The sequence below is a fragment of the Acidisphaera sp. L21 genome (genome assembly GCF_009765685.1).
In the GTDB taxonomy this organism is placed as follows: Bacteria; Pseudomonadota; Alphaproteobacteria; order Acetobacterales; family Acetobacteraceae; genus LMUY01.
The window spans coordinates 41,859-57,472 of sequence record NZ_LMUY01000026.1 but is presented as its reverse complement, the minus strand read 5'-3'; the positions used below and the strand labels follow the sequence as shown (position 1 = coordinate 57,472).

12 protein-coding genes and 1 pseudogene are annotated in these 15,614 nt (G+C 66.4%); 9 read left to right on the top strand and 4 right to left on the bottom strand.

Annotated features, from left to right (window positions below; all coding sequences use genetic code 11):
* The 5 genes and pseudogenes from GSQ76_RS31685 to GSQ76_RS06845 all read left to right on the top strand — a co-directional run.
* Positions 1–400: pseudogene (locus tag GSQ76_RS31685) on the top strand (2,3-bisphosphoglycerate-independent phosphoglycerate mutase); the annotation flags it as partial.
* Between the two features lie 108 nt (positions 401–508).
* Positions 509–1,708: an NAD(P)/FAD-dependent oxidoreductase gene (locus GSQ76_RS06860; RefSeq protein ID WP_158743170.1), complete on the top strand. Its 1,200-nt coding sequence runs from the start codon at positions 509–511 to the stop codon at positions 1,706–1,708.
* Positions 1,705–3,444, top strand: coding sequence for a NirA family protein (locus tag GSQ76_RS06855; RefSeq protein WP_158743169.1), 1,740 nt, complete (start codon positions 1,705–1,707; stop codon positions 3,442–3,444). The genes GSQ76_RS06860 and GSQ76_RS06855 overlap by 4 nt, the downstream gene beginning before the upstream one ends.
* Positions 3,441–5,003 carry a sulfite reductase subunit alpha gene (locus GSQ76_RS06850; protein ID WP_216850936.1) on the top strand — a complete coding sequence of 521 codons (1,563 nt, stop codon included), beginning with the start codon at positions 3,441–3,443 and terminating at the stop codon, positions 5,001–5,003. Before GSQ76_RS06855 ends, GSQ76_RS06850 begins: the two co-directional genes overlap by 4 nt.
* On the top strand, positions 5,000–7,639 hold the full coding sequence (locus GSQ76_RS06845; protein ID WP_158743168.1) for a nitrate reductase: 2,640 nt from the start codon (positions 5,000–5,002) through the stop codon (positions 7,637–7,639). The genes GSQ76_RS06850 and GSQ76_RS06845 overlap by 4 nt, the downstream gene beginning before the upstream one ends.
* Before the next feature lie 15 nt (positions 7,640–7,654).
* Here GSQ76_RS06845 and GSQ76_RS06840 read toward each other — a convergent pair whose 3' ends face one another.
* The 3 genes from GSQ76_RS06840 to GSQ76_RS06830 all read right to left on the bottom strand — a co-directional run bounded on the left by GSQ76_RS06840 (position 7,655) and on the right by GSQ76_RS06830 (position 10,548).
* Positions 7,655–8,380 (bottom strand): glutathione S-transferase, encoded by a 726-nt coding sequence (locus GSQ76_RS06840; protein ID WP_158743167.1) that lies wholly within the window; start codon positions 8,378–8,380, stop codon positions 7,655–7,657.
* Between the two features lie 6 nt (positions 8,381–8,386).
* On the bottom strand, positions 8,387–9,517 hold the full coding sequence (locus GSQ76_RS06835) for a type III PLP-dependent enzyme (RefSeq protein WP_158743166.1): 1,131 nt from the start codon (positions 9,515–9,517) through the stop codon (positions 8,387–8,389).
* Between the two features lie 482 nt (positions 9,518–9,999).
* Complete coding sequence (locus GSQ76_RS06830) at positions 10,000–10,548, bottom strand: septal ring lytic transglycosylase RlpA family protein (protein WP_158743165.1); 549 nt, start codon at positions 10,546–10,548, stop codon at positions 10,000–10,002.
* A gap of 476 nt (positions 10,549–11,024) precedes the next feature.
* Between GSQ76_RS06830 and aroQ the strand changes: the two genes are divergently transcribed.
* Genes aroQ through accC form a run of 3 tightly spaced genes read left to right on the top strand, consistent with a single transcriptional unit; the run spans position 11,025 to position 13,296 of the window.
* Entirely contained in the window at positions 11,025–11,504 is a 480-nt protein-coding gene (gene aroQ, locus GSQ76_RS06825; protein WP_158743164.1) for a type II 3-dehydroquinate dehydratase, read from the top strand.
* On the top strand, positions 11,501–11,956 hold the full coding sequence (locus GSQ76_RS06820) for an acetyl-CoA carboxylase biotin carboxyl carrier protein subunit (protein ID WP_158743163.1): 456 nt from the start codon (positions 11,501–11,503) through the stop codon (positions 11,954–11,956). The genes aroQ and GSQ76_RS06820 overlap by 4 nt, the downstream gene beginning before the upstream one ends.
* Positions 11,956–13,296 carry an acetyl-CoA carboxylase biotin carboxylase subunit gene (gene accC, locus GSQ76_RS06815; protein ID WP_158743162.1) on the top strand — a complete coding sequence of 447 codons (1,341 nt, stop codon included), beginning with the start codon at positions 11,956–11,958 and terminating at the stop codon, positions 13,294–13,296. Before GSQ76_RS06820 ends, accC begins: the two co-directional genes overlap by 1 nt.
* A gap of 50 nt (positions 13,297–13,346) precedes the next feature.
* On the opposite strand, the gene GSQ76_RS06810 is transcribed toward accC, so the two are convergent.
* Positions 13,347–14,066 carry a response regulator transcription factor gene (locus tag GSQ76_RS06810; protein WP_158743161.1) on the bottom strand — a complete coding sequence of 240 codons (720 nt, stop codon included), beginning with the start codon at positions 14,064–14,066 and terminating at the stop codon, positions 13,347–13,349.
* A gap of 383 nt (positions 14,067–14,449) precedes the next feature.
* Between GSQ76_RS06810 and ribA the strand changes: the two genes are divergently transcribed.
* On the top strand, positions 14,450–15,463 hold the full coding sequence (ribA, locus tag GSQ76_RS06805; protein ID WP_272482677.1) for a GTP cyclohydrolase II: 1,014 nt from the start codon (positions 14,450–14,452) through the stop codon (positions 15,461–15,463).
* The last annotated feature ends 151 nt before the right edge of the window (positions 15,464–15,614 follow it).

Sequence of the window (15,614 nt, the reverse complement as noted above, 5' to 3'; positions counted from 1 at the left end):
CCGGCGCGCCGTCGAGGCCATAGGCACCGGCCGGTTCGACATGGTGGTGCTGAATTTCGCCAATCCCGACATGGTCGGCCACACCGGTAAGCTGGCGGCCGCGATTGCGGCGGTGGAGGCGGTGGACACGGGACTGGGCGCCATTGCCGATGCCATCGCCGCCCAGGGTGGCGCCCTGCTGGTCACTGCCGACCACGGAAATTGCGAACGGATGCGCGACCCTGTTACCGGCGCGCCCCACACTGCCCATACCACCAACCGCGTGCCCCTGCTGCTGGCCGGCGCTGGCGGTGCGACCCTTCGGGACGGGCGCTTGGGCGATTTGGCGCCTACGATGTTGGCCCTGATCGGCTTGCCACAGCCGGCGGAGATGACCGGGCATTCTTTGCTCGTAAAGTAATCTCACTCGCGTAGACCTGCTCAAAGCCTAGGCGTCCGCTTGCTCTAATCGACATCAAACTCTGTCGAGCACGCTGCACCTGCCCAAGGCAGTTGCTATAATCGGCTAATGGGCAGTGAAATTTACCAGGTTGTCGTAATTGGCGCAGGCCCCGCAGGAGCCCGGTGCGCGGAACGCCTGGCCAACGGAGGCGCGGCGGTCACTCTCGTCGGCGGTGAAGCAGCGCATCCCTATAACCGGGTGGCCCTCAGCCAATACCTGGCCGGCGACCTGGACGCCCACGCGCTCATCACCCATCACCCCCATGCCCTGGACGAGCACCAGATCGCCTGGCGGCCGGGCACGATTGTGACGGCGCTGGATCGGCATGCCAAACGCGTCATGCTCGGGTCTGGTGAGTTTATCCCGTACGACCGTCTGGTCCTCGCCACCGGTGCGCAACCCGTTCGCCTGCCCTTCCCGGGCGCCGATCGGCCCAGTGTGCTCATGTACCGCACACTGGAAGACGTGGACCAGATGATCGCCCATGCCGCTATTGGCGGTGACGCGGTCGTCATCGGCGGCGGCTTATTGGGGCTGGAGGCCGCAGCCGGCTTGGCCAAGCGGGGCATGCGGGTCACCGTGCTGCATGCCGTAGGCCGCCTGATGGAACGGCAGTTGGACGATGGCGCGGCCGCGCTGCTGCAACGTCGCCTCGCCGGCCAGGGCATCGCGACCATCACCAACGCGAAAACCGTGGCGATTGAGGAAGATGCCGTGCTGCTGGCCGACGGCACCCGCGTTCCCGCCCGCATCGTCGTCATGGCCGTCGGCATCCGCCCGCACACCGAACTCGCCCGCTCCGCCGGCCTGCCCGTCAATCGCGGCATCCTGGTGGACGATGCCATGCGCACCGACGATCCGTCGATCTGGGCGATCGGTGAGTGCGCCGAGCACGCCGGGCAATGCGTCGGCCTGGTCGCCCCCTCCTTCGCGCAGGCGGAGGTAGCCGCCGCCGCCATCCTCGGCCGCGATGCCCGCTACGTCCCCGTCTCTGCCGACGCCACCGCGCTTAAAGTAGCCGGCGCAGGCGTGTGGTCCGCCGGGGAGATCGAGGGCGGGGACCCTATCGTGCTGGACGATGCCGAGGCTGGCCAATATCGCCGGCTGCTGATGCGGGACGACCGCTTGGTGGGCGCCGTGCTCTACGGAGAAACCGGGGACGCCCCATGGTACTTGGCCATCATCAAGGACGGCCGCCCGATCGGCGCCGCCCGCTCAACCCTTCCCTTTGGACCAGCTTTTCAGCCTGCAGAGTGGGCCGCATGACCGATCAGCCGTTTTCGACCGAGCAACAGGAATATCTCAAGGGCTTCATGGCCGGGGTGGAAGCCAAGAACGGCCCACTTACCGGGGGCAGCGGCGCCTCGCCCGACCCAACCGACCTGCAACGGGCCGCCCAGGACCGCACCCTGGCCAGCGGCGGCAAACTAGTGCCGGAAGAAGACGCCAAGCGGAAGAAGAACCCGCTCGACCGCTTCGGCGAAATCAGCGCGCTGGCGGGGGAGAACAAATTCCCCAAAGGCACCGACGTCTTTCTGACGAAGTATCACGGCCTGTTCTTCGTCGCCCCGGCGCAGAACAGCTTCATGTGCCGGCTGCGCATGCCCGGCGGCATCCTGAACACCCTGCAATTCCGCGGCCTGGCCGACATGGCGGAGGAAATGGGCGGCGGCTACACCGACGTCACCACCCGCGCCAACCTGCAGATCCGCGAGATCGCCGCCAATTTCGCGCCGGAAATCCTCACCCGCTTGGCCGATCTCGGCCTCACCTCCCGCGGCTCGGGCGCCGACAACGTGCGCAACGTCACCGGCAGCCCCACCGCGGGGATCGACCCGCAGGAGCTGATCGACACCCGCGCCGATGCCCGGCGCATCCACCACCACATCCTGAACCACCGCGAACTGTATGGCCTGCCGCGCAAGTTCAACATCGCCTTCGACGGCTGCGGCGTGGTTCCAGTGCTGGAAGATACCAACGACGTCGCCTTCACCGCCGTGCAGGTGCAGGACGGCTTCGGTGTGCCCGGCGGCGTCTACTACACGCTCGCCCTGGGCGGCATCACCGGGCACAAGGATTTCGCACGCAACACCGGCATCGTCGTCGCACCCGGCGACACAACGCCCGTGTGCGACGCCATCCTGCGCGTGTTCATCGCCAATGGCGACCGGACCAACCGGCTGAAGGCCCGGCTGAAATACGTGCTGGACGATTGGGGCTTCGACAAATTCCTCGCCGCGGTGGAGGAGGAGACAGGCCGCCCCTTCACCCGCCTGCCGCCCGAGGCCTTGCTGCCCACCCCCGCACAATCCCGCAGCGCCCATATCGGCGTGCACCCGCAGCGCCAGTTCGGCCTGTCCTATGTCGGCGTGGTGGTTCCCGTCGGCCGCATCACGGTGGAGCGGATGCGCGGCCTGGCCGACATCGCCGACCGCTTTGGGTCCGGCACCATCCGGCTGACCGTTTGGCAGAACCTGCTAATCTCCGACATTCCCAACCAAAGCATCCCCGAGGCGCTGGCCGCCATCGAGGCGCTCGGGCTGGGCCATTCTGCCGGCCCGCTGCGCACCGGGCTGGTCGCCTGCACCGGCAATGCGGGCTGCAAATTTGCCGCCTCCAACACCAAGGGCCACGCCGCCGGGTTGGTGGAGTGGCTGGAGGAACGGATCGAGGTGGATGCCCCGATCAACATCCACCTGACCGGCTGCCACAATTCCTGCGCTCAGCACTATATCGCCGATATCGGCCTGCTTGGCGCCAAGGTGGAGCGGGGGGAGGACATGGTGGAAGGCTACGACCTGCATGTCGGCGGCGGTGCCGGCCCCAACCAAGCCATCGGCCGCCTCATCCGCCCCGCGGTCGCGGCCGAGGACGTGCCGCCCCTGGTGCTGGCCCTGCTTGAAACCTGGAAGACGGAACGCACCCCGGACCAAAGCTTCCAAGCCTGGTCCGCCACGAAATCCGACGATGCGCTCACCGCTTTGGTGGGAACCGCCGCATGAACGCGATGAACCCGGCCACGACTCCGGTCATCCCCGAGAACGCTCCGTTCAGCGCCGCCCAACGCGCCTGGCTCAACGGCTTTCTGGCTGGGTTATACGGCGGCACCACAGACGGCGGTGCCGGCATGTCGACCGCCAGTTCGGTGGCGGAAGAAGAGGACTTCCCCTGGCACGACCCAGCGCTGGAAATGGACGAGCGTCTCGCCCTGGCCGAGGGCAAGCCGTTCGAGCGCAAGCTGATGGCCGCCATGGCGCAGCTGGATTGCGGCCAATGCGGGTATCTTTGCCAGAGCTATGCCGAAGCGCTCGCCAGCGGCAAGGAAACCTCCGCCTCGCTCTGCGTGCCCGGCGCCAAGCCGACAAGCAAAAAGGTGAAGGAGCTGCTGGCCGATCGCCCGGCCGATTCCATCGCCATCGCGCCTCCCGCCGAATCGATCGCCCCCACCGTGCCCACCGGCATGCCCGTGCGCGTGCTGGCTGCCGATCGGCTGACGGGCGAGGGCTCCGCCAAAGACGTGCGCCATGTGGTGATCGACCTGTCGCCGTCCGGTATGACCTACCTACCCGGCGACTCCATCGGCATCACCGCGCCAAACGACCCCGAATTGGTCGAAGCTTGCCTGCAAAAACTGCGCGCCGCGGGCGATGAATTGCTGCCCTGCCCGGACGGCACCATGCGCACCGCACGCGACGCGCTCGCCTGGCAATTGGACATCGCGCGTCCGCTGGACCGCACGCTGGACCTGCTCGCCATGTCCGCCACCGACGAGAAGGAAGCGATCGCCATCCGCCACCTGGCCGATGGCGATGATGGCGCCGAACCGGCCGACGCGGATCTACTGGATCTGCTGATCGCCTTTCCCTCTGCTCGCCCGCGGCTGTTCGACCTGGCAAAATCGCTGCCGTCGCTGAAGCCGCGGCTGTACTCCATCGCCTCCTCCATCGCGGCGGAGCCGGGGCAGGTACATCTCTGCGTTAGCGTGGTGAAGGCGATGCGGCGCGGCCGGTTGCGGCACGGCATCGCGTCCTCGTTCCTGGCGCACCGGGCCGCCGTGCATGGCCAGATCCTCGCCAACATCCAGCTCAGCCATTTTCGCCTGCCGTCCGAGCCATCGACCCCGGTCATCATGGTCGGTCCCGGCACCGGCATCGCCCCGTTCCGCGCCTTCTTGCAGGAGCGCGCGACCCACAAGCACACCGGAAAGACCTGGCTGTTCTTCGGCGACCAGCACGAGAAGACCGACTTCCTCTTCGCCGACGAGCTGAAGGGTTGGCTGGCGGATGGCACCCTGTCCCGCCTGGACACCGCCTGGTCCCGCGACCAGGCGAAGAAAATCTACGTGCAGGACCGCATGCGCGAGGGCGCTTCCGACCTGTGGCGTTGGCTGCAGGACGGCGCCCATTTCTACGTCTGCGGCGACGCGATGCGCATGGCGAAGGACGTCGACGCCGCCTTGCGCGACATCGCCCGCAGCCAGGGCGGTTTGGACGAATCGCAGGCAAAGGACTGGATCGCGGCCCTTGCCCGGCAAGGTCGCTATTTGCGGGACGTGTATTGACGGACGCCCCGGCGGTCCGCACCACCTGCCCATATTGTGGCGTCGGCTGCGGCGTGCTCGCCCGGCCGACTGGGCCGGAGTTTGCGGAGATCGCCGGGGATCCGGTGCACCCCGCCAATTTTGGTCGCCTCTGCGTCAAGGGCACCGCCCTCGGCGAAACCCTGTCGCTGCAAAACCGCCTGCTCTATCCCGAAATCGCCGGCGCCCGTGCCTCCTGGGATGACGCGCTGGGCCTCGTCGCAGCGAAATTCCGCGACACTATCGCCGAACACGGGCCAGACAGCGTGGCGCTCTACGTCTCCGGCCAGTTGCTGACGGAGGATTATTACGCCGCCAACAAGCTGGCCAAAGGTTTTCTCGGCACAGCGAATATCGACAGCAACTCGCGCCTTTGCATGTCCTCCGCCGTCGCTGGGCATCGCCGCGCTTTCGGCGAAGACATCGTGCCCACGGTCTACGAAGACCTGGAACTCGCCGACCTACTGGTGCTCGTCGGCAGCAATACCGCGTGGTGCCACCCCGTCCTGTTCCAGCGCATCGCCGCCGCCCGCGCCACCCGCCCCACCATGCGCGTCGTCGTCATTGACCCGCGCCGCACTGCGACGTGCGAGGGCGCGGACATGCACCTCGCCATCGCCCCCGGCACGGACGTCGCGCTGTTCGCCGGCCTATTGCGCTACCTCCACCGCAGCGGCCGGGCCGACCGTACCTACGCCGCCCATTTGGAGGACGTGGACGATGCCCTCGCGGCCGGCAGAACCGTGGCCGACGTCGCCGCCATCTGCGGGTTGCGCCAGTCGGAAATCACCAAGTTCTACGAACTGTTCGCGTCGACCGCCAAAACAGTGACGATGTTCAGCCAGGGCGTGAACCAGTCCTCCGCCGGCGTGGACAAGGTGAACGCCATCATCAACGTCCATTTGCTGACCGGGCGCATCGGCAAGCCCGGCGCCGGGCCGTTCAGCATCACCGGGCAGCCCAACGCGATGGGCGGACGCGAGGTGGGCGCGCTGTCCAACCTGCTCGCCGCGCATCTGGAATTCGGACGGGCCAGCGACCTGGCGCTGCTGCGAGATTTCTGGTCCGCCCCGAACCTGGCAACCAATCCCGGGCTCAAGGCCGTCTCGCTGTTCGAAGCCGTCGCCGCGGGGAAGGTTCGCGCGCTCTGGGTCATCGGCACCAACCCTGCGGTCTCCCTGCCGAATGGCGACATGGCGCGGGCGGCGCTGGCGAAGGCGGAGTTCCTGGCGATATCGGACTGCGCCAACACCGACAGCGGCATGTCTGCCCATGTCCGCCTGCCCGCCCAGGCCTGGGGCGAGAAGGACGGCACCGTCACCAACAGCGAGCGTGTGATTAGCCGCCAGCGGTCCTTCCTCTCTCCGCCTGGGGAAGCGCGGCCGGATTGGTGGATCATCGCGCAGGTCGCAGCCCGGTTGGGGCATGGCGCCGCCTTCGCCTGGCGCAACGCCGCCGAGATTTTTCGCGAGCACGCCACGCTTTCCGGCACGCAGAATGACGGGAGCCGCCTGTTCGACATCAGCGCCCTGGCCCGGCTCAACGACGCGGAATACGAGGCGATGAAGCCCGCCCGCTGGCCCCGCCCGGCCAAGAGCATCGCCCTGTCTCGCCTCTTTGGCCGCGGTGGCTTCCCAACCCCCAGCGGCCGTGCCCGCATGGTGCCGACGCCATATCGCGCGCCCGCAAACCCTGTCTCGGTCGAGTGGCCGTTGGTGCTCATCACCGGCCGACTACGCGACCAGTGGCACACCATGACGCGCACCGGCAAAACCGCCCGCCTGTTCCGCCATATCCCCGAACCCGTCCTGGCCATCCATCCGGATGACATGCCTGCAATGGAAGACGGCGACCTGGCCGTCGTCGAAAGCCCCTGGGGCAGCGGTACCTTGCGCGTCCGGCATGATCGCGGCCTGCGTCGGGGTACCGTCTTCGCCCCGATGCATTGGACCGCAGAATTCTGCGCCGGCGGGCGGGTGAACAGCGCCGTCAACCCCGCGGTCGACCCCCTCAGCGGCCAGCCGGAATTCAAGCACACCCCCGTGCAAGTGCGCCCCGCCGCCATGGACTGGCACGGCTTCGCCCTGACCCGGCGGCTGCTCGGGTCAAAGGCGGCGGAGTGGTGTGCCGTCATCCCGCTGGAGGGCCAGGTCTGGCGCCACGAACTCGCCGGCCACGGCGACGCGGCGGATGCGCATGCGGCAACGGTCGCCTCCCTCGGCGGCCCGGATGGCTGGATGTCGCTGCGGGACCCGGCGGCGGGGATCTTCCGCGCTGCCCAAGTGCAGGACGGGCGGCTGGCAGCCTGCGTGTTCACCGGCCGCAACCACCTGCTCCCCGCCCGGGACTGGTTGATGGAGCTGTTCGCGCACGAATCGATTGAAATTGCGGACCGCCGCGCCCTGCTGGCCGGCCGCCGGGCCGATGGCGCGGCTCCCGAGCCATCGATCTGCGTCTGCATGGGCGTCGGCGCCGGCGCAATCCGCGCCGCCATTGCCGCCGGGTGCGACAGCGTCGCCGCCGTGGGCAAGGCAACGACGGCCGGCACGAATTGTGGTTCGTGCCGGCCGGAAATCGGCGCGATCCTGACGGAGATGCGGGTGAAAGAACCGGCCTGACGCAACGGCCGGCACTTACTCGTCCTCGTCGCCCTCGGCGTCGAGCTCGGGGTAATGGCGGAAAATGCCATTCTCACTGAACGGCACGCGTCGGTCCGACGCCACATACGCCGCCACCGCGGGCAAATCGCGCACCATGCGATGCACTTGCGCCGTCTGCGGAAAATCCCGCTCGAACCGCCGCATTGCGTTCGGGAATGCGTAGCGCAGGCCTTCGACAAGCTGGAACACCGACACATCCGCGGTGCTCAGCGCGTCGCCGACCAGATGAACGGTTCCCGTCGGATTGCGCAGGATCGCCCGCTCCAGCCAGCGGAAATATTTCGGGATCCGTTCCACCACAAAGCCCTTGGCCCGGCGCAACGCCTCCGGCTTCTGGTCCTCGTAAAACAGCCCGTTCCCCAGCGGGTGATGCGTGTCATGCGCCTCCGCCACGAAATCGGTGATCGTCAGCTGGATCTGGTGGCACCAGACTGCTTCCGCCTCGCCCTCCGGCGTCAACCCCAGCTTCGGGCCAAGATATTGAAGGATGCCAGCGGCCTGCGCGACCATCACGGTCCCGTCGACCAGGAACGGCGGCGCGAAGGCCGGCGTCGCCCCCTCCCCCATCTTGCGGATCATCGCTGGCACGCCCTCTTCGCGCGCCACGTCGCGGTAGGGGGTCCTGGTGGCCTCCAGCGCGAGGCGAACGAACTCGCCCCGCCCCTGGATCGCCGGCCAATAGTAGAGATCGTAACCCAAGGCGGGTTAGATGTAGTGCTCAGCCAACGGCGCGAAGCCGTTGAAGCGCTGGCTGGCGTAGGTGGTGACGTAGGCGCCGGTTGACATCAGGTTCACCGTCTCCCCCATCTCGAGGCTCAGCGGAAGCTGATAGTTGCTCCGTTCGTACATGATGTCCGCACCATCGCAGGTCGGCCCGGCAATGCAAACCGGCCCGGTGGCGTCGCCATCATGCTGCGTCTCGATCCGATACTTGATCGATTCACCCTCCGTCTCCGCCAAGCCACCGAAACGGCCGATGTCCAGGTAGACCCACCGTGTCGGGTCGCCGGGAATGCGGCGGCTGACCAGCACCACTTCGGCATGCACGACGCCGGCATTGCCGACCATGGATCGACCCGGCTCGATCAGGATCTCCGGCAGATCGTTGCCGAAATGCTCGGTCATCGCGTGCATGATAGCGTTGGCGAACTTGTCCACCGTCGGCACTTCCTCGCGGTAGCGCACCGGGAAGCCGCCCCCCAGATTGACCATGCGGATGTTCACGCCTGCATCGCGCAGATCGGTGAACAGCATGCCAACCTGTCCGATTGCGACCTCGTAGGCGGCCGTGTCCATCTGCTGGCTGCCAACGTGGAACGACAGGCCATATGGGTCGAGGCCCAGCTCGGCCGCGCGGATCATCAGGTCCCGGGCGCTTTGCACCGTGGTGCCGAACTTGCGCGACAGCGGCCAGTCCGCGCCCTTGTTCTCCACCAGAAGCCGGCAATAGACGCGGCTACCCGGCGCATGCTTGGCAAGCTTCTCCAATTCTTCCTGGGAATCGAAGGCGAACATCGTCACACCGGCAGCATAGGCGCCCTGAATGGCCGAAATCTTCTTGATCGTGTTGCCGAACGAGATCTCGAGCGGCGCCGCACCAGCATCGAGGCACATTCTGACCTCTTCGAACGACGCGGCGTCGAACGAGCTGCCAAGCGACACCAGGCGCTCCAGGATGGGCGCGGCTGGGTTCGCCTTTACGGCGTAGTAGATGCGTGCCAGCGGCAGCGCCTGGTGGATAGCGCGGAAATTGTCTTCCACGCGATCTATGTCGAGCACCAGGCATGGCGTGGCCGGACGAGACTCGGCCAGAAACTGCGCGACCTTGGGTGTCATCGCACGGAATCCTTCCAGATGTGGACGCCCACCTGTTGAGGCGATGGGCGAGAGTTGACGGAACGGTCGAACGAACTAGCGGAGTGAGAGTCGATTGCCAGAACGCTTGACGTCGTTGCGTAACCCTAGGGCCAGAGGCACGTGCGTTGCTGCGTGGACGCGGGACATAGGACCGTCGGGCACGTGGCGCAAGCGGTAAATTCACCAACCGCCAAGAAAATCTAAGCCACGATTAACTTCGTGTAACTACAAGCTCTTGGCGCGATTCACATAGGTTTTAGCCGGCGTCCTCGCGTGCCAATCCCGGCAGGATGCAACCAAAATGCAACATACGATTTGGAGCGACGTGGCGGTCGGAAGAACACGGCCCTGAGGCCACAGCCGGGCATTTCGCCGGGCTCGCATCTTGAGCGCCGCAGAGGGTCATACGCGACGCATCGGCCATGCGATGGCCGGATAGGCACGAAAAGGCGGAGCGGCAGCTACACGCGGCGACGGCGGACGGTGTGATGCTGCATCGTCTGATGAACCAGGGTCACCGAAGCCCCACCATGGGACCGGCGCGACGCAACAACCGACCGGCGGGAATGCGATCCACGACGATGGGCTCGCGGAGCGTCCGTCTCCGGCATGTCGGCCGCCTCGTCTTCCGTCGCCTCGGCGACTTCCAGCGGCTCGTTTGCGGCCGATGCGATGGACACCATGCCGCGGCCACGGCCAAGCAACCCAATCTGGCGGGCAGCACCCTTGGACAGGTCGATAATGGCGCCACGGCCACCCATGCGGTCATTCACCTTCACGACAACAGACTGCCCGGTCTCTGCCATCGTCACCCGCACCAGCGTGCCCAACGGGATGCTGCGGCTGGCAGCCGTGAGACCCTCCTGGTCGAACACTTCACCACTGCTGGTGCGCCGCCCATCGTGCTGACCCCCGTACCACGACGCGACGCCGACCGTTTCTGCCATTGCCGCAGCCGGAAGCAGCGCGGTGAAGGCCAGAGCCGATATCAGCAGTCGGTGGGATAACATGCGTTCAAAGCTCCTGATCGCCAAAATAGCCGCGCCTATGGATAGTCTCTCAAAGGTGGTTGCGAGATCAAGCGGTAACCAATGCGCGATCGGCCGGTATGATGCCAACCCCCAACCAAACATGTGCTTCCGCAACCACACTACAGCCAACAGCACTGCCATAGTTTACGATTTCTTATCGCACACATCATCGAACAATACTTGCCGGGTATTGTCCGTGCTAAGTTACTTCAAGAGTTCACTCGCAGCGCTGATCGCCCGCGGGCCTAATCGTGAAGACGAGCGCCGCGCCGCCGTGCGAGTCTCTTCCACGCCACACAGGGTGTGTCTCCACCGCCATGCTCACGGAAAAGTTGATCACGCCACTGTGACGGACCGCGCACAGAACGATCCGATTTGTCGTCAAATTGGGAGGCTGGGCCAAATCCCGCTGCGTATTGGACGGGGACATCCCCGCGTGCTACGGGCCGCGCGCCATGTCCGAACACCGCCCGCCGGGCCGCATGCCGCTTGTCGCCGTGTTGAACGGGCCGAACATGAACATGCTCGGCCTGCGCAAGGCTGCGCGTGCTGGCGCCGACACGATGGATGATGTCGAACAACTCTGCGTCGACACCGCCGAAGCCTTGGACCTGGCAATCGATTTCCGCCAGTCCAACCACGAGGGCGAACTGATTTCCTGGATCCAGGAGTTTCGCACCCGCGCGGACGGGATCATCATCAACCCGGCTGGCTACACCACCACCTCAGTCGCCCTCATGGACGCGCTTGCCGCCTGCGAACTGCCGGTCGTCGAGGTCCACATCACCAATATCCACCAGCTCGAGGAGTTTCGGCAGCGCTCGTTGGTGTCGCGCGTGGCAGAGGGCGTCATTTGCGGCCTCGGCATTCGCGGCTACGCACTGGCACTGACTGCAATGTCCGATTTGCTGCTGGACCGCCGGGAGGCACAATGAGCCGTTTGCCCATCGACACCGCGGAAATCCGCGCCTTGGCCGAAATCCTCGCCGATACCGGTCTCACCGAGATCGAGATCTCGGACGGGGATAGCCGCATCCGCGTCGCCCGCAAGCCAGCCGCCATCGCGACGCAACCGATGGCACCCATGATCGCCGCCGCCATCGCCCCCGCGCCCGCTATGGTCGCGGCCGCCCCGGTGGAAATCGCCGATCACCCCGGCGCCATCAACAGCCCCATGGTCGGCGTCGCATATCTCTCCGCCGAACCCGGCACCCCGCCTTTCGTCACCCCTGGCCAAGCCGTCGCCGCCGGCCAGACGCTGATGCTGATCGAGGCGATGAAGACCTTCAACCAGATCAAGGCGCCTCGCGCGGGCACTGTGACCCGCATCCTCGTCACTTCGGGCCAGCCGGTGGAGTACGGCGAGGTGCTGATGGTGCTGGAATAGTGTTCGGCAAACTCCTGATCGCCAATCGCGGCGAAATCGCCCTTCGCATCCAGCGCGCCTGCCGTGAACTCGGCATTCCCACCGTCGCCGTGCATTCCACCGCGGACGCGCAGGCGATGCATGTCCGCCTGGCCGACGAAAGCGTCTGCATCGGTCCGCCCTCGGCCAAGGACAGCTACCTCAACGTCGCCGCCATCCTCACAGCCGCCAGCATCACCGGCGCGGACGCGATTCACCCGGGCTACGGTTTCCTGTCGGAAAACGCCGGGTTCGCGGAGATGGTGGAGGATCATGGCCTCACCTTCATCGGCCCGTCCGCCGCGCATATCCGGATGATGGGCGACAAGATCACCGCCAAGGCCGCCATGGCGTCCCTCGGCGTCCCGCTGGTGCCTGGCAGCCCTGGTGCCGTTGCCGACCTGACGGAAGCCGCCGCCGTCTCCGAGACCATCGGCTATCCGGTGCTGATCAAGGCCGCTGCCGGTGGTGGCGGCCGTGGCATGAAGGTTGCCCACACCGCCGACGAACTGAGCGAGGCCTGGCGCGTCGCCCGAGCCGAGGCACGCGCCGCGTTCGGCAATGACGCGGTCTATATCGAGAAATACCTCGACAAGCCCCGCCACATCGAGCTGCAGGTGCTGGCCGACGCGTTCGGCAACGTCGTGCATCTGGGGGAGCGTGATTGCTCCCTACAACGACGCCACCAGAAATTGCTGGAGGAGGCGGGCTCCCCAGCCCTCACCGGGGCGGAACGAGACGCGCTGGGCGCCACGGTGTGCGCCGGGCTTACCAAACTCGGCTATCGCAATGCCGGCACGCTGGAATTCCTATACCAGGACGGCCAGTTCGCCTTTATCGAGATGAACACGCGCCTGCAAGTCGAACACCCGGTGACGGAGATGATCACCGGAATCGACATCGTGCGCGAACAGATCCGCATCGCCGCCGGCCAGCCCCTCGGCTATACCCAGGCGGAGGTGAAATTCTCCGGCCACGCCATCGAGGTGCGGGTCACGGCCGAAGATCCGGAGACATTTGCGCCGTCGCCGGGCCGCGTGGACGTATTCCACGCCCCGGGCGGCCTGGGAGTGCGCGTCGATTCCGCGCTGTATGCGGGCTACGTCGTGCCGCCGCACTACGACAGCATGGTCGCAAAGCTGATCGTCCATGGGACGGACCGCCCCACCGCCATAGCCCGCTTGCGCCGTGCGTTGGAAGAATTCGCGGTGGTTGGCATCAAGACCACCATTCCCCTGCACCAACGCATCGCCGCCGACCCGGCGTTCAATGCCGGGGACTACGACATCCATTGGCTGGAACGCTTCGTCGCCGGCGAGTAGGACGCCAGCCTCCCACTCCCACCGCGGGAGGGAGGCCGGCTATGTCCTATTCAGGCGCCGATCGGCGGCACGCCTTGCGGGTCCAGCCGGTAACCACCGCCCTCCGTCACCAGCAGGCGGGAGTTGCTGGGGTCCGGCTCGATCTTCTGGCGCAGTCGGTAGATATGCGTCTCCAGGGTGTGGGTCGTCACCGCTGCATTGTAGCCCCACACTTCGTTCAGCAGCACCTGCCGGGCGACCGGCTTGGTGCCTGCGCGATACAGAAACTTCAGGATCGCGGCTTCTTTCTCCGTCAGCCGGATGCGGCGGTTCTTCACCGGCTCTTGCAGCAACTTGGCGGACGGCCGGAAGGTGTAGGGCCCGATCGTGAAGACCGCGTCCTCGCTATTTTCGAAGATGCGCAACTGCGCCCGCAGCCGGGCCAGCAACTCGTTCAGCCGGAACGGCTTGGCAATATAGTCGTTGGCGCCGGAATCGAGCCCTCGCACCACATCCGCCTCGTCATCCGACCCGGTCAGCATGATGATGGGCATACGCATGCCCTGGCGGCGCAGACTAGCGCACAGATCCCGCCCATCGCCGTCAGGCAGCCCGACATCCAGGATCACGGCGTCGAAGCGGGAGTCCCGCGCCGTCACCTTGTTTTCAGCCTCACCGATCGAGCCGGCCTCCTCCGCGGCGAATTCCCCGTCGAGCTGCAGTTGCTCGACCAGGGTCTCCCGCAGGGTGAGGTCATCGTCTACGATCAGGATAGGGCGCTCGCCCGCCATCAGCGACTTCCTTCATTCAGTTCGTCCTGCGCCTCAGCGGCGAAGGCGGTAAGAGCAAGCCACCGCACCCAATTTGATCACACATTCTGGTGTGCCCAACAACTCGTGACACGGGACGGTCGGGCATGACAACGCGGCGACACGGCCGACTCGACTTGCCCAATGACCAATCCGGCCACACATTTCCGTGATCTTGCTCGTTGTGCAAGAGTGGAGCATCCCATATCGCCGGAGCACCCGGACGAAGGTGCCGCTGGCGCGCCAGTTCCCCGCCTTGAATACCGCCCTCACCCCTGTTCTGGGATCCCGGCCCGCTGACCATGCCTGATCATTCGCCGTCTGCTCCAATCTCCCTCATGCGCCTTCAGTCGGTGGAGGCTGCCATGGCCGCGCTGCGCCGGGGCATGCCCGTAATTCTGGCTGGGAAGCACCCGCTGGCATTGCTCGCGGTTGAAACCGCCGATGCAGACAGCATGGCTGCCTTGGCTCGGCTGGCACCCGGCACGCAACCCGTCCTGCTCCTATCAGCCGCGCGGGCTGTCGCCCTCCTACCCCAAGTCGACGCAGACAGACCGGTGGCCGTAGACGCGGCCGGCATGGGTCTCGCCGAACTGCAGGCGCTGGCCGACCCGACCCATCCCCCTGCCCACGCCCATATTGCGTTGGCCGACATCCCGCAGGACGCCGCTGCGGCCCTGGCGCTTGCGGTCCTGGCCCGGTTGCTGCCCGCCCTGCTCGTCGCATCCGCACCCGGCCGCACCGGTGTCGTTCCCGCCGACGTGTTGGACCACGCCACGCTCAGCGCCGGCGCGCTGGTGCGCGTCAGCGAGGCGGTGGTGCCGCTGGAGGACGTGACCGACGCCCGCGTTGTGTCTTACCGCACCCCCGGTTCCGGCATGGAGCAGTATGCCATCCTGGTCGGCCGGCCGGAAAACGCGGTGGCGCCGCTGATCCGCGTGCATTCCGAGTGCTTCACCGGCGATATGCTGGGCAGCCTGCGTTGCGACTGCGGCGCCCAGCTCCGCGGCGCCATCCGCCGCATGGCCGCCGAGGGGGCCGGCGCGCTGCTATACCTGGCGCAGGAGGGCCGCGGAATCGGCCTGTCCAACAAGCTGCGGGCCTACACCCTGCAGGATCGTGGCCTGGATACGCTGGACGCCAACCGCGCCCTAGGCTTCGCCGCCGACGAGCGCGATTTTCTCACCGCTGCCGCAATGCTGCATGACTTAGGCCTGAACCGCGTCCGCGTGCTAACGAACAACCCCGACAAGCTGCAGTCTCTCGCGAAGCACGGGATTGAGGTCGTGGGCCGCGAAAGCCTGCTGTTTGCCGCCAACGGGGTGAACGACAAATACTTGGAAACAAAGGCCAGCCGGTTCGGCCATCTCGCCCGATAGCGCCCGCGTCGGCGCGGCACGGTGCTTGCTGAACCTTGGGGACCTCGCCAGAAGGCGCCAACCATGATCGACACCGCTCTCTCGTCGCAGCCGTTGCCAATCGCCCCGCCCCGCCTCACTGTTTTCGACACCGGGTCTGAATGTGCGCCCC

What these genes read in the sequence shown, in the direction of transcription:
- GSQ76_RS06860 (WP_158743170.1), top strand. Translation starts at nt 509, where the DNA reads ATGGGCAGTGAAATTTACCAGGTTGTCGTAATTGGCGCAGGCCCCGCA.
- GSQ76_RS06855 (WP_158743169.1), top strand. Translation starts at nt 1,705, where the DNA reads ATGACCGATCAGCCGTTTTCGACCGAGCAACAGGAATATCTCAAGGGC.
- GSQ76_RS06850 (WP_216850936.1), top strand. Translation starts at nt 3,441, where the DNA reads ATGAACGCGATGAACCCGGCCACGACTCCGGTCATCCCCGAGAACGCT.
- GSQ76_RS06835 (WP_158743166.1), bottom strand. Translation starts at nt 9,517, where the DNA reads ATGACACCCAAGGTCGCGCAGTTTCTGGCCGAGTCTCGTCCGGCCACG.
- GSQ76_RS06830 (WP_158743165.1), bottom strand. Translation starts at nt 10,548, where the DNA reads ATGTTATCCCACCGACTGCTGATATCGGCTCTGGCCTTCACCGCGCTG.
- aroQ (WP_158743164.1), top strand. Translation starts at nt 11,025, where the DNA reads ATGTCCGAACACCGCCCGCCGGGCCGCATGCCGCTTGTCGCCGTGTTG.
- GSQ76_RS06820 (WP_158743163.1), top strand. Translation starts at nt 11,501, where the DNA reads ATGAGCCGTTTGCCCATCGACACCGCGGAAATCCGCGCCTTGGCCGAA.
- GSQ76_RS06810 (WP_158743161.1), bottom strand. Translation starts at nt 14,066, where the DNA reads ATGGCGGGCGAGCGCCCTATCCTGATCGTAGACGATGACCTCACCCTG.
- ribA (WP_272482677.1), top strand. Translation starts at nt 14,450, where the DNA reads ATGGCCGCGCTGCGCCGGGGCATGCCCGTAATTCTGGCTGGGAAGCAC.